Genomic DNA, 21,465 nt, shown 5'->3' on the forward strand with positions numbered 1-21,465 from the left:
CCCGGGTCTGAGACCCGGGCCACCGGAGTGTTGAGCTGAGTCACTGGAGTGCGTCCAGCATGCCCTGCATCGTGGTCTGAGCCGCAGCCAGCTCCGACTTCGCGTCCGCGCCTTCGACGACGATGCGGTTGACCGCGTCGGTGAGCGCTGTGCTCATCGCGGGCGTGTAGTACGGGCCGCCGGTCCAGCCGTACTCAGTGGTCAGGTCGACGATGTCCTTCGCGATGCCGTCGCCGAGGGTCTCCGCCTGCTCGCGAGCGTCCTTCAGCGGCGGGATGTGGAACCCGTACTTGGTGCTGAACTCGATCTGCCAGTCGGCGTCGTCGATCCACTGCTTCTTGGCGATCTCCTTGGCCTTCTCGATCTTGCCGGACTTGCCGGCGACCATCTGGTTCCACTGCGACACGCCGACGATGGGCTGTCCGCCCTCGAGCGCCGGCACCGCGAACGCGCCGACGTCATCGCCGAGGGCTTCCTTGATGGCCGGGATGGCCCAGAGGCCCTGCCAGCTCATCGCGACGTCACCGGCGATGAAGGACGTCGGGTCCCACCAGTCCGTCGGAGCGCCCATGAGGAGCGACCCCGAGTCGTACAGGTCGTGGGCGGAGGTGAGGGCCTCGGCCAGTTCGGGCGAGTTCAGCGAGACCTTCGTGTTGCCGTCGTCGATGATCCCGCCGGGAGCTGCCGGGGGCAGGTTGGCAGCGAGGATGCCCGCGCCGCCGTCGTTGCCGAGGAACAGACCCTTGTGCTCCGAGTTGGTGAGCTTCTTCGCGGCCTCCATCAGCTCGTCCCACGTCTGGGGGACCTCGACACCGGCCTCCTCGAACATGGACGGGCGGTAGATGAACAGCTGGGCGTCCGTGATCATCGGGATGCCGTAGTACTTGCCGTCGATCGTCACGGGCTTGAGGGCGATCGGCAGGATCTGGTCCTTGACCGGCTCGACGATGTCGGTCATGTCGGCGTACTGGCCCTGGCGTGCGGCCTCGACGTTGATCGCGTTGTACTCGAAGAGATCGATCCCCTTGCCCGAGGCGAGGAGGGCGTTGACGCGCTGCGCGTAGTCTCCCTCGACCCACTGCACATCGATCTTCGCGTCCTTGTCCTCGTCGGCCCAGCGGTTGACGGCCTCCTGGACGCCCGCTTCTCCGTACTGGTGGTAGAACTGCGAGACCGGGCCGTCTGCGCCTCCGCCGGCGTTGCTCGAGCAACCGGAGATCAACAGCGCCGACGCGCCGAGGATTGCTGCTGTGACTGCGATCTTGCGTCGCTTGGGTGATGTCATCCTTCTCGCCTCTCTGCGGGATGGTGACGGCGATTCAGGTGTCCGATCGGTCCGCCGTCGCACCGATCGCCCTTAATCTAACGCTTAAAAGAAGGGATGGTCTAGACCTGATACCGAATCGTGTTCTCTGGCAGTATTCATGCAGGCGTTCGCGCAGGACGATGCGGACGCAGGGGAGAGGACACCGTGGTCGCCAAGAGATCGTCACGCGACATCCGCAGCGAGTCGCGACTTGACGTGCTCCACGCACTGCTGTCCGCGGGGACCTCCACCCGCAACGAGCTCGCGCAGACCACGGGGCTGAGCGTCGCGACGGTGGCGACGATCGTCCAGGATCTCCGCGGCGAGGACCTGGTGGTGGATGCCGGCAGTTCCGCTCTCGGCGCGGGGCGGCCGACGACCATGCTCCGCGTCAACGGGGAGCGGGGCCGCATCCTCGGCATCGACGTTGCTGAGACGTACGTCCGCGCGATCGTGTTCGACGCGAGTCTGGAGGAGATCGGCTCCGTCGAGGTCCCGATGGACGAGTCCCTCCCGTCTGCCAGCAGCGTCACCGAGAGCATCGTCCGCGCCGTCGACACGGCGCTCCGCGAGAAGGCCATCGACCGTGAGCGGGTTCTCGGAGCAGGGATCGCCCTTCCCGGACTCATCAGCGCCGAGGAATCCGCAGACGCCGTCGCGCCCCGATGGGCTGCGCGGAACGTGGAGGTCCTCAGGCAGCTGCGCGAACGCATCGGGCTGCCTCTCGTGGTCGAGAACCCGCTGAAGGCGATCGCCACGGCGGAGCTCTGGTTCGGACGCGGCCGAACGGCGTCGTCCATGGTGATCGCCAACCTCGGTACCGGCGTGGGCGCCGGGATCGTCCTGGAAGGCAAGATCCTGCGTGGTGCGACGCATAGCGCGGGGGAGTGGGGTCACGCCGTGCTCGTGCTCGACGGGCGCGCCTGCCGCTGCGGTCGTCGGGGCTGCGTCGAGGCGTACGTCGGTGCCCCCGGCATCCAGGTGACACTTCGCGAGATCGCGCCGGATCATCCGCTCGCCATCGTTCCGCAGCGCGAGTTCGTCGACGGACTGGCGAGCGCGCACCGGAAGCCCGGGGGGGACCCCGTCGTCGACGAGGTGCTGACGCGCACAGCTCACTACCTGGGTGTCGCCCTCGGCGACCTGGCCTCGATCATCGATCCTGAAGTCCTGATGCTGACCGGCTGGACCGCGTGGATCCTCGGCGACGATCTGGTGGAGCCGACGAAACGCGAGCTCCAGCGGCGGGCTCCGGTGGGAGCGACCGCGCCGGTCGATCTCGGAGTCTCGACGGTGCGGGGGAGTTCGGTCGCCATCGGGATGGCGACGCTCGCGTTCGAGCGCTTCCTGGGCGATGTCGGGCTCTCCACGACGCGTCTGCCGCTCGCGCTGTGAACCGGCACCGAATCCGAGTTGACATAATGTGCATTATCGGCGAACAGGGAACGAGGCATCACCGGGCGAGGCAGGCTGTGGTGATCGTCGCGTGGATGAAGCCATCGATCGTCGTCCGGTCCGCCAGCCGCAGAGACACCGTCGACTCCGGGTCGAATCGGATGTCGAGCTGGATCGCGCGGTCGCGCTCGTAGCCGGCCGCATCCCAGGTCGCGAGGATCTTCGCGACGGATGCCGTGTTGTCCGGTGTTGCGAGCGTGAAGGTCACCGATGATCGCGCGGTCGAGCTGTCGCATCCCGTTCGCGTCGGCGCAGTCGGCGTCTCGCCCGCCGCGCCGTGAGCCCCGGCGACCGAGGCACGTGTCCGCGCGTACATCTCCGTCACCTCGGGCCTCGGCACGGTCCAGGGTGATCGGCGCCGCCGCGGTCGGTGTCGGCGCCGGCGGCGCCGCCTGATACGTCGGACGTTTCAGTCCGCAGTCCGCTGCGCGTGGCTTCAGCTTCGGTACGGCGACGGGCCCGTTCTCCGCGGATGCAGACGACACCCGCAACGTTCCGTTCTGCGTCGTCACCGCGTATTCACCGTCGTGGAACGGCATCGCGGCGTCGGGGTTCGACAGCGTCGCCGCCCGCGTGCCGACGAGCCCATCCATCCGGTAGAGCGTGCTCGAGCTGGAGAGCCAGTGCGTCTCCTCCCGGACGACGTACCCGGTGTCGCACCCGTCATCGTCGACGAGTCTCGACACGACGGTGGTGGACAGCGTCGCCAGGGACACGCCCGCGCCCGCGACGACCACTGCACCGGACAGGATCACGCGCGTCAGGACCACTCCCACGCGTCCCGCGATGCTCTGCCCACGGAGGCTGAAGGCGACGACGGCAGCGTCGACGGCGCCCGCCAGGACGAGGACAGCCATGATCTGGGGTGAGTCGAGCGTCCCCACGAGGACGGTCGCCTTCCCGGTCGTCAGTGCTGCGACGGCCGTCATGCCGCCGACGATCATGACCGCGACCACCGCGGCGGACACGCGGATGCCGAGGGTCCCCCGTCGCACCTCACTCATCGGCATCCGCCCCGCTCACCGGCATACGCGTCAGTGACCGGCGTCCGCGTCGGAATCGGGCTCCCAGCGCAGCACATCGCCGGGCTGGCACTCGAGCGCTTCGCACAACGCGTCGAGCGTCGTGAACCTGACCGCCTTCGCCCGGCCGTTCTTCAAGACGGCGAGGTTCGCCGGGGTGATGCCGATGCGCGCAGCCAGATCGCCGACCGCCATCTTCCGCCGGGCGAGCATGATGTCGATGTCGACGACGATGGGCATCAGACGACCTCGTCGAGCTCGGAGCGCATCTCGATCGCCTTCCGGAGCAATGACTTCATCACGACGACGACGAGCGCGACTCCCCCGGTGGCCAAGGCGGCTCCGTAGATGATCCCGACCGCCCCGGGCGCGACCTGACCCGGCACCAGGAGCGTCGCGAACCCTGCCGTCAGGATCGCCGCCGCCGAAATGGCCCCGATCACGACATTCACGAATCGGAATGCACCTGCAGAGAAGACCGCATCGTCGGCCGCCATCGAGACGAGCCGCCAGATGCAGATCGCGACCACCTGCAGGCAGACGAGCCACAGGGCGACGATGGTGACCGAGGCCACTCGCCACCCTGTCGGGGCGTCGGAGAGGTCACGCCAGACCGTGGGCAGGATCAGGACCTGGATCGCCAGAGAACCGACCAGGGACAACGCGATCGCGATGCGAAGGGTGAGGATCGTGGCACGACTCATGATTGCCTTTCGATGGACATCTATCGAAAAACGATACATCTCCCCCGGTTCTGCGACAAGGGATGCCGCGACGTAGGCTCTAACCGTGCTGGAGGTGCTGACCGGATTCGTCGTCATCGGGGTCGCGATCCTGGTCGGGTGGATCATCGGGCGGATCGACCTCCTCGGCCCGACGGGGTCGCACGTTCTCAGTCGCCTCACCTTCTTCGTCCTCAGCCCGTTCCTGCTGTTCGTCGTGCTCGCTCGGGCTGACGTCGCCACGCTCTTCTCGGCGCTCCTGCCAGTGTCGGCACTCGCCGCCGTGACGGTTTTCGCCGTCTTCGGCCTCGTGTCGAGGTTCGTCTGGCGCCGCCCCGCAGGTGAGGTGCTCATCGGGGTGCTGTCCGCGGGCCAGGTGAACTCGAACAACATCGGCATCCCGCTCTCGCTGTACCTCCTCGGAAGCGCGGCCTATCCGGCCCCCGTCATCTTGTTCCAGCTCCTCGTTCTGACGCCGGTGGTCATGGCGATGTTCGAAGCGCTGACGACGGACGGTCGCCGCAGGCCGTGGCCCATCCTGCGGCGGACCATCACCAACCCGATCGTCGTGGGCTCGGTACTCGGCACGATCGTCTCGGCGACCGGCATCCCGCTCCCCCAGATCGTCATCGACCCGCTCGAACTGGTCGCCGGAGCCGCCGTTCCCGTCCTCCTGATCAGTTACGGGATCTCACTCAACGGCCAGCGCGTGCTCGGTATACCGGGACGACGGCGCGACATCCTTCTCGCTACCGGCCTCAAGCTCGTACTCATGCCTCTTGCAGCATGGGCGCTGTCTCGGTTCGCCTTCGGTCTCTCCCCCGCCGAAGTCCTCGTCGTGACGGTTCTCGCCGCTCTTCCCACGGCGCAGAACGTCTTCAACTACGCACAGCGGTACACGATCGGTCAGACCGTCGCGCGCGACACGGTGTTCCTCACGACGATCGGATGCGTGCCCGTGCTCTTCCTCATCGTCGTGCTGCTGAGCCCCGGGGTGTGACCCCGGGCGTCGATCACGCTCCGAACGAGGCGGTGTCGCCGATGAGGCGGGTGTTGTCGGCGGGGACCGGCTCCACCGCTGCGCGAGCGACCTCGGCGGCGAACTCCGACACGTTGTAGAGCTTGCCGGCGCTCTCACGGCGCTCGGCGATCGCGCCGGGGTTCGCACGCTCCAGCAGCGTCGCGGTGATGGTGCCCTCGATCATGTCGCCCGAGACGACGACGAACTCGACGCCCTTCTCGGTCAGCGCGGGGATGCGAGCGCGCAGCGCGTCCTCTCCGGCGCGCTTCGACCGTGCGACGGGCTCGTACTCCGGCATCGTCGGCGTCGTGTGGATGAAGTGGGCTTGGTGGCTCGTGACGAAGACGACCCGGCCACCGGCCGGGATCAGCGGCAGAGCCGCCTCGAGCGCGCCGACCTGGGCGTCGCGGTTCAGCGTGAGGGCGTAGTCCTCGGCCATGCCGCCCTCCATGCCGCCGGAGGCGTTCAGCACGAGGATGTCGAGCGTGCCGAAACGCTCCTGGATCGCCGCGAACATCTCCGACACGGATGCCGCATCGGTGAGGTCTGCGCCGACGGTGAGGACCTCGACGCCGAGTCCACGCAGCTCCGTGGCCAGCTTCTCCGCGCGGGGGGCTTTGTTGCGGAAGTTGATCACGACGTTGGCACCCGCCTGAGCGAGGTAGCGCGCCGTGTCGGCGCCGATTCCCCGGGACGACCCGGTGACGAGGGCGGTCTTACCGGTCAGGGATGCGGCGGGGACGGGCTGCGACATGGGGCTCTCCTGCGACGTGCTCGGCGGATGCGAGGCGGATGGGGCGCCGTCGAGCCTACCAATCTGGCGTGCCGGGCCTGAGCGACGGAGCCGGTTGGTAGTGTGCGAGAACACGCCAACCGAAGGAGCCCACGATGTTCCCGGATCTCATCCAGTACTTGTGGATCGGATGGCTGGTGCTCGCGGTCCTCTTCGTCATCATCGAGCTGCTGACTCTCGAGTTCACCTTCCTCATGCTCGCGTCGGGGACTCTGATCGGCGGCCTGGGGGTCAACCTCGCGGGAGGCGTCTGGTGGCTTCAGATCCTGGCCGCCGCGGCCGTATCCGCCTTGCTCCTGTTCACGATCCGGCCGCTCCTCCTGCGCGCTCTCCACCGCTCCAGCCAGCACATCCCGACCAACGTCGACGCCCTCACGGGCATGTCCGCGCGGGTCGTCTCCGTCTTCGTGGACGGCGACGGCTCGGTCAAGCTCGACAACGGTGAGACCTGGACCGCACGGTTGGCGGATGCCGCGGCATCCGTCGCTCCCGGTCAGCGTGTCACCGTCACCGCCGTCCGCGGCGCCACCGTCGTGGTGGCACCCGAAGAAGGGATTCCCGCATGATCCTCCCCGCCAGAGTCGACGTCGGCGGCTTCGTCGGCCAGATCTTCGTCGTCGTCCTTCTGGTCGTCGTCGCGATCTTCGTCGTCGTCGTCCTGTTCCGCGCCATCCGCATCATCCCGCAGGCCTACGCCGGCGTGGTCGAACGACTCGGTCGCTATCAGCGGACCCTCTCCCCCGGACTCAACCTCCTCGTCCCCTTCATCGACCGGTTGCTGCCGCTCGTCGACATGCGCGAGCAGGTCGTCTCCTTCCCGCCGCAGCCCGTGATCACCGAGGACAACCTCGTCGTCTCCATCGACACCGTCGTGTACTTCCAGGTCACCGACGCCCGCGCGGCCACGTACGAGATCAACAACTACCTGGGTGCCGTCGAGCAGCTCACGACGACCACCCTCCGCAACGTGGTCGGCGGTCTCAACTTGGAAGAGGCACTGACCAGTCGAGACAACATCAACACGCAACTGCGTGTCGTGCTCGACGAGGCGACGGGCAAGTGGGGCATCCGGGTGTCGCGCGTGGAGCTGAAGGCGATCGACCCGCCCGTCTCCATCCAGGACTCGATGGAGAAGCAGATGCGCGCGGAGCGCGACCGCCGCGCCGCGATCCTCACGGCGGAGGGCTCCAAGCAGTCGCAGATCCTCGAGGCGGAGGGTCGACGCCAGGCCGAGATCCTGCGAGCCGAAGGTGACAAGCAGGCCGCGGTGCTCCGCGCCGAGGGCGAGGCGGAGGCCATCCAGTTCGTCTTCGACGCCATCCACAAGGGCGACCCCGACGAGAAGCTCCTCGCCTACCAGTACCTGCAGATGTTGCCGAAGATCAGCGAGAGCTCCTCCAACAAGCTCTGGATCATCCCGAGCGAGTTCACGAATGCACTCAACTCGTTCAGCACCGCGTTCGGCGGCACGGACAAGCACGCCGCGAAGCCGGCAGGCGGGACGACCCCCTCGTCATGACCCATCCGTGGTTCCTCGGTGAGTCGACCCCCCGCATCCTGGCTCACCGGGGGTTCGTGCCGTCCGATTCCGAGAACATCGCCGAGAACTCGGTCGCGGCTCTCGCCGCCGGCCGGTCGGCGGGGACGGTGTATCTCGAGTCCGACTGCCATCTGACCGCGGACGGCGATGTCGTGCTCTTCCACGACGACGACCTCCAGCGGGTCGCAGGCGATCCTCGGCCGGTCGCCCACGTTCGCACACGCGAGCTCGTCGACATCATGTCTACGCGAGGCGGGCTGGCGCTCCTCCCCGATGTCCTGCGAGCCTTCCCCGATGCGCGCTTCAACCTCGACGTGAAAGCGGATGCCGCCGCTCAGCCTGTGGGCGCGCTGATCGCTCGCGAATCGCACCGAGTGCTGCTGACGAGCTTCTCCGACCAGCGGCGAGAGGTCGCCCTGCGAGCAGCCCGGGATCGCGGCGGCGACCCGGCGACCTCGGCCGGCTCGCGCACGATCGCGGGAGTCCTCGCGGCGCTCGCAGTCCGACTCCCCCGGCTCGCCGCGCGACGTCTCGACGGCGTGCAGGCCCTGCAGATCCCGGAACGCCACCGCGGCGTCAGGATCCTGTCGCGCCGCCTGCTGGATGTCGCTCACCGCGCCGGCGCGGAGGTGCACGTGTGGACGGTCAACGAGCCCGTCGACATGCGGCGCCTGATCGACCTGGGCGTCACCGGCATCGTCACCGACCGGGCGGATCTCGCTGTCGCAGAACGAGCGAGAGTCCTATAGTCGGCGGTCCTGGAGATCGGCTGTGAATACCACATCGATTGAGGACTTCTCGGATGATCCGCACAGGTGAGTTCGTTATACCTGAGGACGACGAGAGGACCACACAATGGCAGATCGCAGCCTTCGCGGCATGCGTCTCGGCGCTTCGAGCCTACAGAGCGAAGAAGGCGTCGTGTTCGTAGAGCGCACCAACCACACCTACGTCTGCACGCAGTGCGAGCGGGAGACCGTTCTGACCTTCGCTGCAGACGCTGAGGTTCCCGAGGCCTGGGAATGCCGGACCTGCGGAGCCGAGGCAGTCCGCCGTATCGGCGACACCGTCGCCGTCGTGGATCACTCCGGTGACAAGGCCGCTCGCACCCACTGGGACATGCTCATGGAGCGTCGCACCATCCCCGAGCTCGAAGAGCTGCTCGAGGAGCGACTCGCTCTCCTGCGGTCCCGACGCGGCGAGAACTCCGGCAAGCTGAGCGCCTGACACTCACACTTCAGCGGCGTCGTCCTTCGCGGACGGCGCCGCTTTCGTGCGCCTGCGGACGAAGACTCCGAGCAGCACCAGGACGGGCAGGGCGGACCAGCCGAGGACCCACTGCATCGCAGGACCGATGACGACCGCGGGCGTCAGGCCGGTGCGCAGCGGGACGTCCACCAGGAGCGCCCCGGCGGTGTCCGCGGCCAGGCCGTCGATGACGGAGCCGTCGGGGCCGATGACCTGACTCGTCCCCACCGTCGAGATGTTGACGACGGCGCGGCCCGTCTCGATCGCCCGCATGCGAGCGAACCCGAGCTGCTGGACGTTCTCGTCGGTTCCGCGGAAATCAGCGTTGTTCGTCTGGAACATGTACACCTCGGCCCCATCGCGAGCGCCCTGCCAGATGACGTCGTCGTAGATGACATCGAAGCAGATCGCCAACCCGACGCCGACGCCGTTCACGTCGAAGAACGGCGGGTTGGTGCCCGGCGTGTACTCCCGCTGGATCAGACCGACCAGGTCTGGAGCGAGCGCCTCGAAGAACCAGCGGTCCGGGACGTACTCTCCCATCGGGACCGGGTGCGTCTTGTCGTGAGTGGCGATCGGGTTCTCCGCGCCCGCCTGCCAGAGCATCGACGAGTTGTAGACCTTGCTGCCGCGCTCGGTGGCGGCGTTGATGATCAGCGGAGCGTCGACCTTCTTCGAGAGCTCATCCAGGGCCTTCGCCATCGACTCGTCATTCAGCGGGTCCGAATCGACACCGCCCTCCGGCCACAACAGGACGTCGATGTCCTCGCCGACGAGCGGCTGGGTCGCCGCGAGCTGCGCACGGTAGACGTCGTATGAGTTCCGCTCGTCGAAATAGCCCGAAGGCCCGTTTCCCTGCACCGCCCCGACGCGCATCGTGCCGGCATCCGTCGTCGGGAACTGCGGAATGAGGATGAGGAGGGCTGCGGCGGCCACGGCGGGGGCGGCGAGCCGCGGCCGCCGCCAGAACCGCATCCGGACCGCCTCGATGGCGGCGGCCACGACGAAAGCCATGACGAAAGAGAGTCCGCTGACGCCGAGCCACGACGCGAGCTCGGCGAGCGGTCCATCGGCCTGGCTCATGCCCAGTCGGGCCCACGGGAAGCCCGTGTACGGCCAGGAGCCCATGAACTGCTCCCTCGCCGTCCACACGGCTGCGACCAGTGCGGGAAGGAGCGTCACGCGCGCCCAGCGCGCCGGCGCCACCCGAGGCAGCCATCGATAGGCGAGCGTGATGGCGATCGCACCCAGGGCGCTGAGGACGGTCTCGACGCCTGCGAGGGCGAACCACGGCACGGGGCCGAGATAGCGCGTGATCCACGCGATGTGCAGGAGGTAGAACGAAGCGGCGAAGACGGCGCCGACGGCCACGGCGCCCCAGGCAGACCGACCGATGAGGGTGAGGAGGGTCATGGCGGCGCCGACGAAGGCGAGGGGCCAGATGCCGATGTCGGGATACGCGAGATCCAGCACCGCGCCACCGGCGACCGCCACGGGAAGCGCGAGCCAGAGCGGGAGGACAGGACGGCCGGGCACGGACGAAGCCTAGAGGAGTCCCGCTATGGCGCCGCTGAAGGCGGAGCGAGCATCGATCACGTGGCCGACCCGTGCCGCTCCGAGTGCGAGAGGTAGATCTCGGCGTTCCGGAGGATGCCCGCTCGCTCCTCCGTCGTGAGCTCACGGCGGACCTTCGCGGGGACGCCGGCCACGAGGGACCCGTCGGGGATCCTCGTGCCCTCCAGGACGACAGCGCCGCCCGCGACGAGGCATCCTGCCCCGATGACGGCACCGGAGAGCACGACGGCCCCCATCCCGATGAGCGTGCCCTCGCCGATTCGGCATCCGTGCACGACGGCGTTGTGTCCGATCGAGACGTCGTCTCCCACCTCGACGCCGTGCGCCGCGTCGACATGGATGGCCACGCCGTCCTGGACGTTGCTCCGTGCGCCGATGACGATGCGCGCGCTGTCGCCACGCAGCACCGCGTTGTACCAGACGCTCGAAAGCTCCCCCAGGGTCACGGCCCCGACCACACGGGCACCCGCCGCGACGAAGGCTGACTCCGCGATGGCGGGCGCCGCACCGGGCAGGGGGATGACGCTGGCGTGCGGTGAGACGGTCATCGTTCTCCTCAGGGGGCGATGTGGGTGAGCCGACCCGCGAGGACCGTGGCGGCGACCTGCGTCGTGCGCATCTCCGCGTCCGACGCCGCGAGCGGATCACGGTCGACGACGACGAGGTCCGCGACTGCCCCGGGCTCGAGCGCACTCCCGGCCGCCGATCCGCCGGAGGTGGATGCCGCGAGCGCGACGGCTGCGGAGACGCCCTGATCCGGGCGCCACGGCTCGCGACCGCCGCGCGTGCGGTGCACGGCCGCAGCCATCGCCGCCCACGGATCGAGCGGCGAGACCGGGGCATCCGATCCGAACAGGAGGTTCGCCCCGGTGTCGGCGAGCGAGCGGAGCGGGTACGGCAGAGCGGTCTGCGCAGCCCACACCGAGTCGGTCAGGTCGCGGTCGTCGATCGCGTGCTCCGGCTGCACGCTCGCACCGACGCCGAGGCGAGCGAACCTCGGGATGTCGGCGTGGGCGACGAGCTGTGCGTGCTCGATCGTTCCCGTCGCACCTGAAGTCGCGAAGGCATCGAGCGCATGGGAGTTGGCGACGTCGCCGATCGCGTGGATAGCGCACGACAGCCCGGATCCGGTGGCGCGCACCATGAGGGCGCGGAGGTTCTCCGGGGCGACAGTCATGACTCCGGTGTTGTGCGGATCGTCCGGGTAAGGGTGAGAGCACGCGGCGGTGCGGGTACCCAGCGATCCGTCGGTGATCACCTTGAGCGATCCCACGCGGACCAGACCCAGGGGGTCGAGCGCATCGCCCGTCGCGAGGCCTTCGGCGATCGCCCGCTCGAGAAGGTCGGGATACACGCCGAACGACACCCGCATGCCGTCGAAGCCCGCCGCGAGGCGTCGAGTCCAGGCACCCGCGTTCCAGGCCATGTCGAGGTCCACGATGCCGGTCACGCCCCGTGCCGCCGCGCGGTCGAGGGCGGCGAGGACGTACCGGTCGACCACGGCGGTGTCCAGGTCGTTGAGACGGCGGGAGATCTCGAACGCGGGCTCCTCGCGGAGGATGCCGTCGGCAGTCGGGACGATGGACTCCCGCCGGAAGGCCGCACTGTTCAGCCAGACGCTGTGGACGTCGGCGTTGATGAGGTACGTCGGCACATCGCCGGTCTTCTCGTCGAGCAGCGTGAGGCTGGGGGCATCGGCCCAGAAGGCATCCCGGAACCCCGTGCCGACGCGCCTCCCGTCGTCCAGGACGGGTGACCGCCCCATGACGGATGCCGCTTCGGCCGCACTGTCGACGTCACCGAGCGGGGTCCGCTGTGCGGTGAGGGCCCATTGCACCGTGTGGACGTGGTGATCCCACAGACCCGGCACGAGCCAGCCGCCGGAGCCGTCGACGACGACTCCTCGTGCCGGCAGAGCGCCCGCGGGAGCGATGTCGATGATCAGACCGTCGCGGACGTGCACGTCGACGGGGTCGTCCCCGAACGGGTCGACACGGTCTGCTCCGGTGAGCCGGACACCGGCGACGACGCTGACCGCCTCGCCCCGCCCCGGGGTCACGGCCGGGCCTCCCGCGCGCGCCGCATGGCATCACGCGAGCGACGCATCTCGTCGGCCAGGCGAGGATCCGCGTACGGACTCGCCCCGGCATCCAATCGCTCGATGATCGTGTCGACGACGTCGTCGGGACGGTTCTGGCTGAGCTTGCGCTTGGCCGTCACGTGCGTAGGAGTGAGTCGGAAGCCGACAGTCCCCTTCTCGAGGCGCCGGACGAACTCGGCGTCGTTGGGTGCCTGCCACATGGGACGCGGCTCGGGCAGCCCCGACTCGAAGCGGTCGACGAGCTTCTCGAGGACGTCGAGGTTCTCCTCCGCGGAGAGGATCTCGGGCACTCCGCGCAGGTGGACGGAGACGAAGTTCCACGTCGGTACGGCCGGGCCGTCGCCGTACCAGCCGGGCGAGATGTACCCGTGCGGGCCCTGCACGACGACCAGGAGCTCGGACTCCCCCAGGCCGTGGATGAGGTCGTCCGGACGCCCCATATGGCCGACGATCGTCAGGTCGTCGCGCGTCGGGTCGAGCAGGACGGCGTAGTGCGACGCGACGAGGCCCGTCGCGGTGTCGCTCACGATCGTCACCCACGGATGAGCGTCGATGACACGGCGCATCTCCGCCACGTCGCTCATCGCGAAGCTCGGGTTCTGTCTCACTCTTCGTGCTCCTCTGCCGCGCTCAGGCCTGGCACCGCGGGCACCAGTACAGCTTCCGCGCCGCCATCTCCTCGAGGACGATCTCCGTCCCGCAGACACGACAGGGCAGTCCGGCCCGGTGATAGACCCAGTGACGGTCGTCGCGGTTGGCCATCGCACGTCGGTAGGCCTCCGGATCGAGGTCGTCCATCGTCATCATCTGACCGGTCTCGACGCCGATCGCGAGGAGGCGCACCCAGTCCTGCCAGAGCAGCCGGAGGGTCTCCTCCGGCACGTCACGGCCGGGCGTGTGCGGGTTGAGGTTCGCCCGGAACAGCATCTCGGCGCGGTACACGTTGCCGATCCCGCTCACGACCTTCTGGTCCATCAGCAGCTGTCCGATCGGGGTCGGCTTGCGGCGCACCGCGGCGACGAAGCGCTCCTCGCCCTCGACGAGGTCGTCGACGAGCGGATCGGGTCCGAGCGCGGCGACCGTGGCGAGCATCTCATCGGTCGTCTGCAGCTGGCATGCGGTCGGCCCTCGCAGGTCCGCGCACGTCGAATCGGTCAGCAGCCGCAGGCGCACCTGCCCGACGATCGGGGGCGGCCATTCGGCATCCGTCTGCTCGGCCAGACCCCTCGTCTGCTCGCTCATCCGGACGGCGCCGCGAGCTCGCCGGGGTGCACCGATCGACGAGAGCGAGTTCTCACCGGCGTCGTCGTAGACGGGGTCGACTCCCCGCTGGTTCGTCTGCCCCATGCGTCCGTTCGCCGACGCGATGGTCGGATCGAGGAGGATCTCACCCGCGAAGTCCCACGCCCCGTAGATGCCCAGGTGCACGCGCAGCCAGACGTCCTCGTCGAAGGCGAGGAACATCTGCTTACCGACAGCACGGACCTGCGTCGGCGTGCGGCCGTCGAGAACGGCGGCGCCCTCCGCGAACCGGCCCTGCGGGCTCGAAGCGGACACGGTCCGCCCCACGAAGTTGCGGTCGAATTGGCGGGCGATGCGGTGGACGGAATGGCCCTCGGGCATCAGCCGGCTTCCGGGTCGAACGTCTCCGACGCATCGAGCACGTCGGGCGTGACGGCGCGCGGGTCGGCCTGGAGCGTGCCGTCGGTCTCGTAGGCCGCGAGCTGCGCGATGCGCCTCGCATGGCGTTCCTCGCCCGAGAACGGCGTCGCGATGAAGCGGTCGATGAACCCGACGGCCTCGTCGAAGGTGTGCTGGCGGGCGCCGATGGCGATGACGTTCGCGTCGTTGTGCTCGCGAGCGAGCTCCGCAGTCGCGATGCTCCAGACGAGGGCGGCACGGATGCCGCGCACCTTGTTCGCCGCGATCTGCTCACCGTTGCCGGAGCCGCCGAACACGACGCCCAGCGTGTCGACGCCGTCGGCCTGATCCTCGGCGACGGCCTGTGCCGCGCGGATGCAGAAAGCGGGGTAGTCATCGAGGGCGTCGTACTCGATCGGCCCGTGGTCGACGACGTCGTGACCGGCTTCGGCCAGGTGGTGCTGCAGACGGGTCGAGAACTCCATGCCCGCGTGATCGGTCGCGATGTGGATGCGCATGTGACGATTCTAGGGACGCAGCTACCCCGTTCCGGCGAGCCATCGGCGTAGGCTGTGACGGTTGCCGTCGGCGCCAGCAGCGCCCGTCCGCGGCACCCCACCCTCACCCCTGGGAGACACGAACGTGCCTGGAGAGAACCTCACCCGCATCGAAGCGCAGGAGCGCCGCGCGACCGTCGAGACGCATTCGTACGACGTCACGCTCGATCTGACCACCGGTGACGAGGTCTTCGCTTCGCGGAGCGTCATCCGCTTCGCCGCGACCGCCGGCGCCTCGACCTTCGTCGACCTGATCGCCCGCGGCATCCGCGAGATCACCCTCAACGGCCGCTCTCTCGATCCTGGTGCGGTCTACGCGGACTCCCGCGTCGCACTCGACGGGCTGACCGACGAGAACGAGCTGGTCGTCGTCGCCGACTGCGAGTACACGAACACTGGCGAGGGCCTGCACCGTTTCGTCGACCCCGTGGACGGCGAGGTCTACCTGTACTCGCAGTTCGAGGTTCCCGACTCCCGTCGCGTCTTCGCGGTCTTCGAGCAGCCCGACCTGAAGGCGACGTTCCGCTTCACCGTGACCGCTCCGGATGCGTGGAAGGTCGTCTCCAACTCCCCCACCCCCGAGCCGCAGCCCGCCGGTGACGGCGTCGCTACATGGTCGTTCGAACCGACCCCGCGCATCTCCTCGTACATCACGGCGCTCGTCGCCGGTCCTTACGAACAGGTGTTCTCGGAGCTCACGAGCGCCGACGGCCGCACGATCCCCCTCGGCGTGTACGCCCGCAAGAGCCTGTGGCAGTACCTCGACGCCGACTACGTCTTCGAGAAGACGCGTCAGGGCTTCGCCTACTTCGAGGAGAAGTTCGGCGTGCCTTATCCCTTCGTGAAGTACGACCAGCTCTTCGTCCCCGAGTTCAATGCGGGCGCGATGGAGAACGCCGGAGCGGTGACGTTCACCGAGGCCTACGTCTTCCGCTCCAAGGTGACGGATGCCGTGAAGGAACGCCGCGTCGTCACGATCCTCCATGAGCTCGCTCACATGTGGTTCGGCGACCTCGTGACGATGAAGTGGTGGAACGACCTCTGGCTGAACGAGTCCTTCGCCGAATGGGCTTCTACCATCGCCACCGCCGAGGCGACCGAGTGGACCGAGGCCTGGACCACGTTCAACGCCATGGAGAAGACCTGGGCATACCGGCAGGACCAGCTCCCCTCGACCCACCCCGTCTTCGCTGAGATCAACGATCTCGAGGACGTGCAGGTCAACTTCGACGGCATCACCTACGCCAAGGGTGGATCCGTCCTCAAGCAGCTCGCCGCGTGGGTCGGCATCGAGGCGTTCTTCGCCGGTGTGTCGGCGTACTTCCGGAAGAACGCGTGGGGCAACACGGAGCTCAGCGACCTGCTCGTCGAGCTCGAGGCCACGAGCGGCCGTGAGCTGACCACCTGGTCGAAGAAGTGGCTCGAGACCGCGGGCGTGAACACCCTCGCGCCGGAGATCCGCGTCGACGGCGACGGCACCATCACGCGATTCGCCATCGTGCAGACCGCACCCGCCGACTACCCGACGATCCGTCCGCACCGCCTCGGGGTCGGTTTCTACTCGCTCCAGGGGGACGCGCTCGTCCGGACGCACCACGTCGAGCTCGACGTGGACGGCGACCTCACCGAAGTCCCGGAGCTCGTCGGTCTCACCCAGCCCGACCTCGTTCTCCTGAACGACGACGACCTGGCGTACGCGAAGATCCGTCTGGACGAGCGGTCGCTCCGTACCGCGACCGCGCACCTCAGCAGGATCAGCGACCCGCTCGCGCGTTCGCTCGTGTGGGGAGCGGCGTGGGACCAGACACGCGACGCCGAGGCGTCCGCGACGGAGTACCTCGACCTCGTGCTGCAGAACATCGGCACCGAGACCGAGTCGACGACGGTGCGCACGACCCTCGCTCAGCTGCAGCTCGCAGCCAACTCCTACGTCACGCCGGACACGCGGGATGCCGCACGTCAGCGCGTCGCGGATGGTCTGTGGGATCTCGCACAGAACGCCGAAGCCGGCAGCGACAGCCAGCTGCAGTTCGTGACCGCCTTCGCGTCCGCCGCGGCGACCCCGGCTCAGTGGGGTCGGGTCGCTCAGCTGCGTTCCGGTGAGCTCGCGCTCGCGGGCCTCGACATCGACGCGGACCTCTCGTGGGCTCTCCTCGTGTCGCTCGCGGCCGGCGGCGTCGTCTCCGCAGCTGACATCGACGCGGCGTTGGCCGCCGACAACACGGCGAAGGGCGGAGAGTTCGCCGCTCAGGCGCGGGCGGCTCTCCCCACCGTCGAGGCGAAGCGAGCTGCCTGGTCCTCGCTCATCGACCGCGACGATCTGCCGAACACCGTGGTGCGCTCCGCCGCTGCAGGCTTCGTTCACCCGTCCGGTATCGATGCGCTCGGCGAATTCGTCGAGGCGTACTTCGACATGCTGCTGCCGGTGTGGGAGTCGCGGACCTACCAGATCGCGCAGTACCTGATCGTGGGCCTGTACCCGGCACCGCTGGCGGACGCGACCCTGCGCGACGCGACGCGCGGGTGGCTCGCGGATCATCGTGACGCGCCGGCTGCCCTGCGCCGGCTCGTGAACGAGAACCTCGCCGGTGTCGAGCGCGCGCTGTCCGTCCCAGGAGCGCGACGCGCAGGACTGAGCACGACCGCATCGGGCGGGCATGTCGTACCACGGGAGGACATGCCCGCCTCGATCTCCTGCTCGAGGGGGACGCGCCGAACCCCGCTCCATCCGTAGCGTGAAGCGCATGATCGTTGCAGAAGGCCTCACCAAGAGGTACGGAGACAAGACAGCCGTCGATGGCGTGAACTTCACGGTCCAATCCGGCAAGGTGACGGGGTTCCTGGGGCCGAACGGCGCCGGCAAGTCCACCACCATGCGGATGATCGTGGGACTCGACCGCCCGACGGCGGGACGCGTCACGCTCGACGGGCGCGACTACCGGTCGCTGCGCTCCCCGCTGACCGAGGTGGGGATCCTGCTCGACGCGAAGGCCGTCCACACCGGTCGGAGCGCCCGCAACCACCTGCTCGCCATGGCGGCGACCCACGGCATCCCGCGCTCACGGGTGGACGAGGTGATCGAGATCACCGGCCTCCAGAGCGTCGCGAAGCGGCGCGCCGGCAAGTTCTCCCTCGGCATGGGTCAGCGGCTCGGGATCGCGGCAGCTCTCCTCGGCGACCCCCAGACGCTCATCCTCGACGAGCCGGTCAACGGTCTCGACCCCGAGGGCGTTCGCTGGGTGCGGCAGTTCGTCCGGGCGCAGGCGGCGTCAGGGCGCACAGTGCTGCTGTCGAGCCACCTCATGAGCGAGATGGCCCTGACGGCCGATCACGTCATCGTCCTCGGTCGCGGACGCGTGCTGGCCGACGCCGGCATCTCCGATCTCGTCGCGGCGTGGACCCGCAGTGCCGTGAGCGTCCGCTCCCCCCGCGCCGCGGAGCTCGCGCAGCTGGTCGCCGGAGCCGACATCACCGTCACGTCGTCGGAGTCCGGCCTGCTCGACATCACGGGCACCACGGCTGCCGCCGTCGGCGAGATCGCGGCGCAGCACGGCATCGTCCTCCACGAGTTGACGCCGCGCAGCGGATCTCTCGAGGACGCCTACCTCGCCCTCACCGAGGGATCCGTCGAATACCGCACCCAGGGGGCCGCATCATGACCACCACGACCGACTCCCGCGCCGCGGCGCGTACCGCCCCGGCGCCGTCGTCGACATACCGTCTGGGTTTCGGGCGCCTCCTGCGAAGCGAGGCCCTCAAGCTGTTCACCCTCCGATCGACGTGGTGGTCCTTGGGGATTACGGTTCTGCTCGCTGTCGGCATCGCTCTGGTCGTCGGGCTGGCCACTCAGAGCCTTCCGGATGAGTTCCGCGAGCAGGTCCCGCTCAACCCGGTCACCGCAGTAGTGTCGCCGTTGCAGCTGACGATGCTCGTTGCGGGAATCTTCGGTGCGATGGCGATCACCGGGGAATACTCCACCGGCATGATCCGCTCCACCTTCGCCGCCGAGCCGCGGCGCGGCGCCGTCCTCCTCGCGAAGACCATCGTCGTCGCCGCCACCCTGGTCGCCACCACCGTCGTCACCTCCCTCATCGCGATCGTCGTTCTGACACCGATCTACGGCAGCAACGGCTTTGCGTGGGACGATGCGGAACTCACCTGGATTCCGCTCGCGTACTCGCTGCTCGCCATCGCCAGTGTCACGTTGCTCGGTCTGGGCGCCGGGTTCATCATCCGCAACGGGGCTGGCGCAATCGGGGCGACCGTCGGTCTGCTGTTCGTCGCTCCCCTGATCCTGAGCATCTTCGCGGCCTTCGGAGAGAGCTGGCGCTGGATCGCCGACCTCGCGCAGTACCTTCCCTACAACGCGGCCGGGACGCTCGTGAACGGGGCAGGCGATGACGCCCTGCCGGCGCTCATCGCACTCGTCGCCTGGCCCGCTGCCGCGCTGCTCGGTGGGTGGGCGCTCCTGCGAACTCGGGACGCGTAAGGTCTTGGCGTGACGAATCGAAGCCGCAGCGCCTCCTCTCCGGAGGGGGAGCTGCGGCTTCCGCGTCCGCCGGGACTCCTGCGGCGTTACTGGGCGCGGCATCCGCTGTTCGCCGACATCCTCGTCGCGATCGTCTGCCTTCTCCTGTCCACGATCCCGGTGATCGCGACCCCGATCCTGCCGGAGGGTGTCGGCACCAACGCCCGCGAGTGGCGGGACGTGCTGCCGGCTGTGGGGGTCATCGTCGTCCTCGGTTCCGCAGCTCTTCTCCTGCGGCGCCGTCATCCGCTGATCGTCCTCGCGACCTCGTACGTCGTCGCTCTGGCGTACATGTTCGCTCCCGCGCCGATCACCGGGCCGCTGCTGCTGGTCGCCACGTACTCGGTCGCCGTCTACGTCGGTTCCCGCGCCGCACTCGTCGGCGGCATGATCGGGACAGCGGCGCTCGCGGGCGCAGGGCTCATTCTCACCGCAACCGAGGCCAGCTCGGCGACTGTCGTCTGGGGGTCCCTCGTCAACGAGACCCTCAACGCCGTGATCGGCGGTCTCATCGGAGCCAACGTCGGTTCCCGGGCACGCTACGTGAAGGCGCTCATCGACCACTCGCAGCGCCTCGTGGTCGAACGCGACCAGCAGGCGCAGCTCGCCGCGTCGTCGGAGCGCGAGCGGATCGCGCGCGAGCTCCACGACATCGTCGCTCACTCGCTGACCGTCATGGTCGCCCTCGCGGAAGGCGTCGCGGCCTCGCGCGACGCCGAACGCTCGCGACCCGGGGTCGAAGCCATCGCGGCGACCGGCAGAGAGGCGCTCCGCGACATGCGGGCGACCCTCGGCATCCTCCGTGAGCCCGAAGCGGCACCTCTCTCGCCGCTCGCCCGCGACACGACGGCGGAGACCGTCGCGTCGGCGCGCGCCGCCGGATTCGACACACGTCTGGTCGTCTCGGGCGATCCTGGGGATCTCGATTCCCGGACGCAGCTCGCGGTGTCACGGATCGTGCAGGAGGGCGTCACCAACGTCCTCCGCCATGCGACGGCTGCGACGCACATCGATGTGGCCATCCGTCACGCACCCGACGGCGTCTCGGTCAGCGTCACGGACGACGGCCTACCGACGACCGTCGGAACCGACGCCGGCGGCTTCGGGCTCCGGGGGCTCCGCGAGCGCGTCGGGCTCGCCGGCGGTACCGTCACGGCAGGCCCGCGACAACCGCACGGGTGGTCCGTGACCGCCCACATCCCCCGACAGGAGACCACCGCGTGAGAACGTCCCCCTCCCCCGCCTCCGTGCGCGTGCTGATCGTCGACGACCAGTCGCTCATCCGCCTCGGTTTCCGCATGGTGCTCGAAGCCGCGGACGGGATCGAGGTCGTGGGCGAGGCAGCCGACGGAGCCGGCGCCGTCGAGGCGACGGCGCGGCTGCGACCCGACGTGGTGCTGATGGACGTCCGGATGCCGGGAGTCGACGGGATCGAGGCGACGGCGCGCATCGCGCGGGATCACCCCGCGGTCCGCGTGCTGGTCTTGACGACCTTCGACCTGGACGAGTACGCGTTCGGCGCGCTGCGCGCCGGAGCAGGAGGCTTCTTACTGAAGGATGCCGGCCGGGACGAGCTCGTCGCCGCCGTCCGCGCCGTGGCCGCGGGCGAAGCCACTCTGGCCCCGCGGATCGTTCGACGGATGATCGAGCTGGTCACGGACACCGGCGGAACCCTTCCGGGAGGTTCCGCGGAGCCTGCTGCGCGCGAACACAGCTCGCTGACCGCCCGCGAGGAGGAGGTCCTCGGGGCGATGGCGCGGGGTCTGACGAACGCCGAGATCGCAGACGAGTTGTTCCTGGGCGAGTCGACGGTGAAGACTCACGTCGGCCGCATCCTGGCGAAGCTCCCGGCCCGGGACCGCGTGCACGCAGTCCTCATCGCGCACGGACTCGCGGACCCCGTCGACAGCGGCGGTGCCCAGGTGAACGAAGGGTGGCCTCGATAGGATCGGAACG

The 21,465-nt window shown here is 68.8% G+C and carries 23 protein-coding genes and 1 pseudogene; 13 read left to right on the forward strand and 11 right to left on the reverse strand.

What is annotated here, in order from left to right; genetic code table 11:
• Positions 1 to 40: 40 nt before the first annotated feature.
• Positions 41 to 1,285, reverse strand: a complete 1,245-nt coding sequence (locus tag QE428_RS12145) for an ABC transporter substrate-binding protein (protein WP_091353724.1) — start codon at positions 1,283 to 1,285, stop codon at positions 41 to 43.
• A 186-nt stretch (positions 1,286 to 1,471) separates the two neighbouring features.
• On the opposite strand from QE428_RS12145, the gene QE428_RS12150 reads away from it, so the two are divergent.
• Positions 1,472 to 2,701 carry an ROK family transcriptional regulator gene (locus QE428_RS12150; protein ID WP_091353727.1) on the forward strand — a complete coding sequence of 410 codons (1,230 nt, stop codon included), beginning with the start codon at positions 1,472 to 1,474 and terminating at the stop codon, positions 2,699 to 2,701.
• A gap of 58 nt (positions 2,702 to 2,759) precedes the next feature.
• On the opposite strand, the gene QE428_RS12155 is transcribed toward QE428_RS12150, so the two are convergent.
• Entirely contained in the window at positions 2,760 to 3,101 is a 342-nt protein-coding gene (locus QE428_RS12155) for a hypothetical protein (RefSeq protein ID WP_307469594.1), read from the reverse strand.
• A 283-nt stretch (positions 3,102 to 3,384) separates the two neighbouring features.
• Between QE428_RS12155 and QE428_RS12160 the strand changes: the two genes are divergently transcribed.
• Both QE428_RS12160 and QE428_RS12165 read left to right on the forward strand, forming a co-directional pair.
• Positions 3,385 to 3,630 carry a hypothetical protein gene (locus QE428_RS12160; RefSeq protein WP_307469596.1) on the forward strand — a complete coding sequence of 82 codons (246 nt, stop codon included), beginning with the start codon at positions 3,385 to 3,387 and terminating at the stop codon, positions 3,628 to 3,630.
• Entirely contained in the window at positions 3,617 to 3,802 is a 186-nt protein-coding gene (locus QE428_RS12165; RefSeq protein WP_307469599.1) for a hypothetical protein, read from the forward strand. Before QE428_RS12160 ends, QE428_RS12165 begins: the two co-directional genes overlap by 14 nt.
• Here the strand turns inward: QE428_RS12165 and QE428_RS12170 are convergent.
• Both QE428_RS12170 and QE428_RS12175 read right to left on the reverse strand, forming a co-directional pair.
• A complete protein-coding gene (locus tag QE428_RS12170) occupies positions 3,796 to 4,023 on the reverse strand; it encodes a helix-turn-helix transcriptional regulator (protein WP_307469600.1) in 228 nt (75 codons plus the stop codon). The genes QE428_RS12165 and QE428_RS12170 overlap by 7 nt on opposite strands.
• Complete coding sequence (locus QE428_RS12175) at positions 4,023 to 4,487, reverse strand: DUF2975 domain-containing protein (RefSeq protein WP_307469602.1); 465 nt, start codon at positions 4,485 to 4,487, stop codon at positions 4,023 to 4,025. Before QE428_RS12175 ends, QE428_RS12170 begins: the two co-directional genes overlap by 1 nt.
• A gap of 85 nt (positions 4,488 to 4,572) precedes the next feature.
• On the opposite strand from QE428_RS12175, the gene QE428_RS12180 reads away from it, so the two are divergent.
• Complete coding sequence (locus tag QE428_RS12180) at positions 4,573 to 5,505, forward strand: AEC family transporter (protein ID WP_307469605.1); 933 nt, start codon at positions 4,573 to 4,575, stop codon at positions 5,503 to 5,505.
• Between the two features lie 13 nt (positions 5,506 to 5,518).
• Here QE428_RS12180 and QE428_RS12185 read toward each other — a convergent pair whose 3' ends face one another.
• Entirely contained in the window at positions 5,519 to 6,280 is a 762-nt protein-coding gene (locus tag QE428_RS12185) for an SDR family oxidoreductase (RefSeq protein ID WP_307469608.1), read from the reverse strand.
• Between the two features lie 134 nt (positions 6,281 to 6,414).
• Between QE428_RS12185 and QE428_RS12190 the strand changes: the two genes are divergently transcribed.
• From QE428_RS12190 to QE428_RS12205, 4 genes are all read left to right on the forward strand, one after another.
• Entirely contained in the window at positions 6,415 to 6,885 is a 471-nt protein-coding gene (locus QE428_RS12190) for an NfeD family protein (RefSeq protein WP_091353746.1), read from the forward strand.
• The gene (locus QE428_RS12195) at positions 6,882 to 7,838 is read left to right on the forward strand and encodes an SPFH domain-containing protein (protein ID WP_091353749.1); all 957 of its coding nucleotides are present in this window, start codon (positions 6,882 to 6,884) and stop codon (positions 7,836 to 7,838) included. Before QE428_RS12190 ends, QE428_RS12195 begins: the two co-directional genes overlap by 4 nt.
• A complete protein-coding gene (locus QE428_RS12200) occupies positions 7,835 to 8,608 on the forward strand; it encodes a glycerophosphodiester phosphodiesterase family protein (protein WP_307469622.1) in 774 nt (257 codons plus the stop codon). Before QE428_RS12195 ends, QE428_RS12200 begins: the two co-directional genes overlap by 4 nt.
• Before the next feature lie 106 nt (positions 8,609 to 8,714).
• Positions 8,715 to 9,086 (forward strand): RNA polymerase-binding protein RbpA, encoded by a 372-nt coding sequence (locus QE428_RS12205; protein ID WP_091353755.1) that lies wholly within the window; start codon positions 8,715 to 8,717, stop codon positions 9,084 to 9,086.
• 3 nt (positions 9,087 to 9,089) lie between these two features.
• Here the strand turns inward: QE428_RS12205 and lnt are convergent, their stop codons facing one another.
• From lnt to QE428_RS12235, 6 genes are read right to left on the reverse strand one after another with little or no spacing between them, the layout of a single operon-like run.
• A complete protein-coding gene (gene lnt, locus QE428_RS12210; RefSeq protein ID WP_307469626.1) occupies positions 9,090 to 10,643 on the reverse strand; it encodes an apolipoprotein N-acyltransferase in 1,554 nt (517 codons plus the stop codon).
• Between the two features lie 56 nt (positions 10,644 to 10,699).
• Complete coding sequence (locus tag QE428_RS12215) at positions 10,700 to 11,230, reverse strand: gamma carbonic anhydrase family protein (protein WP_307469628.1); 531 nt, start codon at positions 11,228 to 11,230, stop codon at positions 10,700 to 10,702.
• Positions 11,231 to 11,238: 8 nt separating this feature from the next.
• Positions 11,239 to 12,741 (reverse strand): amidohydrolase, encoded by a 1,503-nt coding sequence (locus QE428_RS12220; protein ID WP_091353766.1) that lies wholly within the window; start codon positions 12,739 to 12,741, stop codon positions 11,239 to 11,241.
• A complete protein-coding gene (locus QE428_RS12225; RefSeq protein ID WP_307469632.1) occupies positions 12,738 to 13,391 on the reverse strand; it encodes an FMN-binding negative transcriptional regulator in 654 nt (217 codons plus the stop codon). Before QE428_RS12225 ends, QE428_RS12220 begins: the two co-directional genes overlap by 4 nt.
• A 22-nt stretch (positions 13,392 to 13,413) precedes the next feature.
• Positions 13,414 to 14,406: an Fpg/Nei family DNA glycosylase gene (locus QE428_RS12230; RefSeq protein WP_307469635.1), complete on the reverse strand. Its 993-nt coding sequence runs from the start codon at positions 14,404 to 14,406 to the stop codon at positions 13,414 to 13,416.
• Complete coding sequence (locus QE428_RS12235) at positions 14,406 to 14,942, reverse strand: ribose-5-phosphate isomerase (RefSeq protein WP_091353773.1); 537 nt, start codon at positions 14,940 to 14,942, stop codon at positions 14,406 to 14,408. Before QE428_RS12235 ends, QE428_RS12230 begins: the two co-directional genes overlap by 1 nt.
• 124 nt (positions 14,943 to 15,066) lie before the next feature.
• On the opposite strand from QE428_RS12235, the pseudogene pepN reads away from it, so the two are divergent.
• The 5 genes and pseudogenes from pepN (at position 15,067) to QE428_RS12260 (ending at position 21,455) form a co-directional block, all read left to right on the forward strand.
• Positions 15,067 to 17,617 (forward strand): annotated as a pseudogene (pepN, locus tag QE428_RS12240) (aminopeptidase N).
• 108 nt (positions 17,618 to 17,725) lie between these two features.
• A complete protein-coding gene (locus QE428_RS12245; protein ID WP_091353779.1) occupies positions 17,726 to 18,640 on the forward strand; it encodes an ABC transporter ATP-binding protein in 915 nt (304 codons plus the stop codon).
• Complete coding sequence (locus QE428_RS12250; RefSeq protein ID WP_307469638.1) at positions 18,637 to 19,470, forward strand: ABC transporter permease; 834 nt, start codon at positions 18,637 to 18,639, stop codon at positions 19,468 to 19,470. Before QE428_RS12245 ends, QE428_RS12250 begins: the two co-directional genes overlap by 4 nt.
• A gap of 9 nt (positions 19,471 to 19,479) precedes the next feature.
• Positions 19,480 to 20,733, forward strand: a complete 1,254-nt coding sequence (locus QE428_RS12255) for a sensor histidine kinase (protein WP_231916568.1) — start codon at positions 19,480 to 19,482, stop codon at positions 20,731 to 20,733.
• 74 nt (positions 20,734 to 20,807) lie between these two features.
• Positions 20,808 to 21,455, forward strand: a complete 648-nt coding sequence (locus tag QE428_RS12260; RefSeq protein WP_373457720.1) for a response regulator — start codon at positions 20,808 to 20,810, stop codon at positions 21,453 to 21,455.
• Positions 21,456 to 21,465: the final 10 nt, after the last annotated feature.

Source organism: Microbacterium sp. SORGH_AS_0505, from assembly GCF_030818715.1.
GTDB lineage: Bacteria > Actinomycetota > Actinomycetes > Actinomycetales > Microbacteriaceae > Microbacterium.

Bases quoted from the DNA above. Each gene is read 5' to 3' on its own strand.
- QE428_RS12195 (WP_091353749.1), top strand. From the start codon at position 6,882: ATGATCCTCCCCGCCAGAGTCGACGTCGGCGGCTTCGTCGGCCAGATC.
- QE428_RS12245 (WP_091353779.1), top strand. From the start codon at position 17,726: ATGATCGTTGCAGAAGGCCTCACCAAGAGGTACGGAGACAAGACAGCC.
- QE428_RS12235 (WP_091353773.1), bottom strand. From the start codon at position 14,942: ATGCGCATCCACATCGCGACCGATCACGCGGGCATGGAGTTCTCGACC.
- QE428_RS12175 (WP_307469602.1), bottom strand. From the start codon at position 4,487: ATGAGTCGTGCCACGATCCTCACCCTTCGCATCGCGATCGCGTTGTCC.
- QE428_RS12145 (WP_091353724.1), bottom strand. From the start codon at position 1,285: ATGACATCACCCAAGCGACGCAAGATCGCAGTCACAGCAGCAATCCTC.
- QE428_RS12215 (WP_307469628.1), bottom strand. From the start codon at position 11,230: ATGACCGTCTCACCGCACGCCAGCGTCATCCCCCTGCCCGGTGCGGCG.
- QE428_RS12165 (WP_307469599.1), top strand. From the start codon at position 3,617: ATGATCTGGGGTGAGTCGAGCGTCCCCACGAGGACGGTCGCCTTCCCG.
- QE428_RS12250 (WP_307469638.1), top strand. From the start codon at position 18,637: ATGACCACCACGACCGACTCCCGCGCCGCGGCGCGTACCGCCCCGGCG.
- QE428_RS12190 (WP_091353746.1), top strand. From the start codon at position 6,415: ATGTTCCCGGATCTCATCCAGTACTTGTGGATCGGATGGCTGGTGCTC.
- QE428_RS12205 (WP_091353755.1), top strand. From the start codon at position 8,715: ATGGCAGATCGCAGCCTTCGCGGCATGCGTCTCGGCGCTTCGAGCCTA.
- QE428_RS12170 (WP_307469600.1), bottom strand. From the start codon at position 4,023: ATGCCCATCGTCGTCGACATCGACATCATGCTCGCCCGGCGGAAGATG.
- QE428_RS12200 (WP_307469622.1), top strand. From the start codon at position 7,835: ATGACCCATCCGTGGTTCCTCGGTGAGTCGACCCCCCGCATCCTGGCT.
- QE428_RS12230 (WP_307469635.1), bottom strand. From the start codon at position 14,406: ATGCCCGAGGGCCATTCCGTCCACCGCATCGCCCGCCAATTCGACCGC.
- QE428_RS12260 (WP_373457720.1), top strand. From the start codon at position 20,808: ATGGTGCTCGAAGCCGCGGACGGGATCGAGGTCGTGGGCGAGGCAGCC.
- QE428_RS12185 (WP_307469608.1), bottom strand. From the start codon at position 6,280: ATGTCGCAGCCCGTCCCCGCCGCATCCCTGACCGGTAAGACCGCCCTC.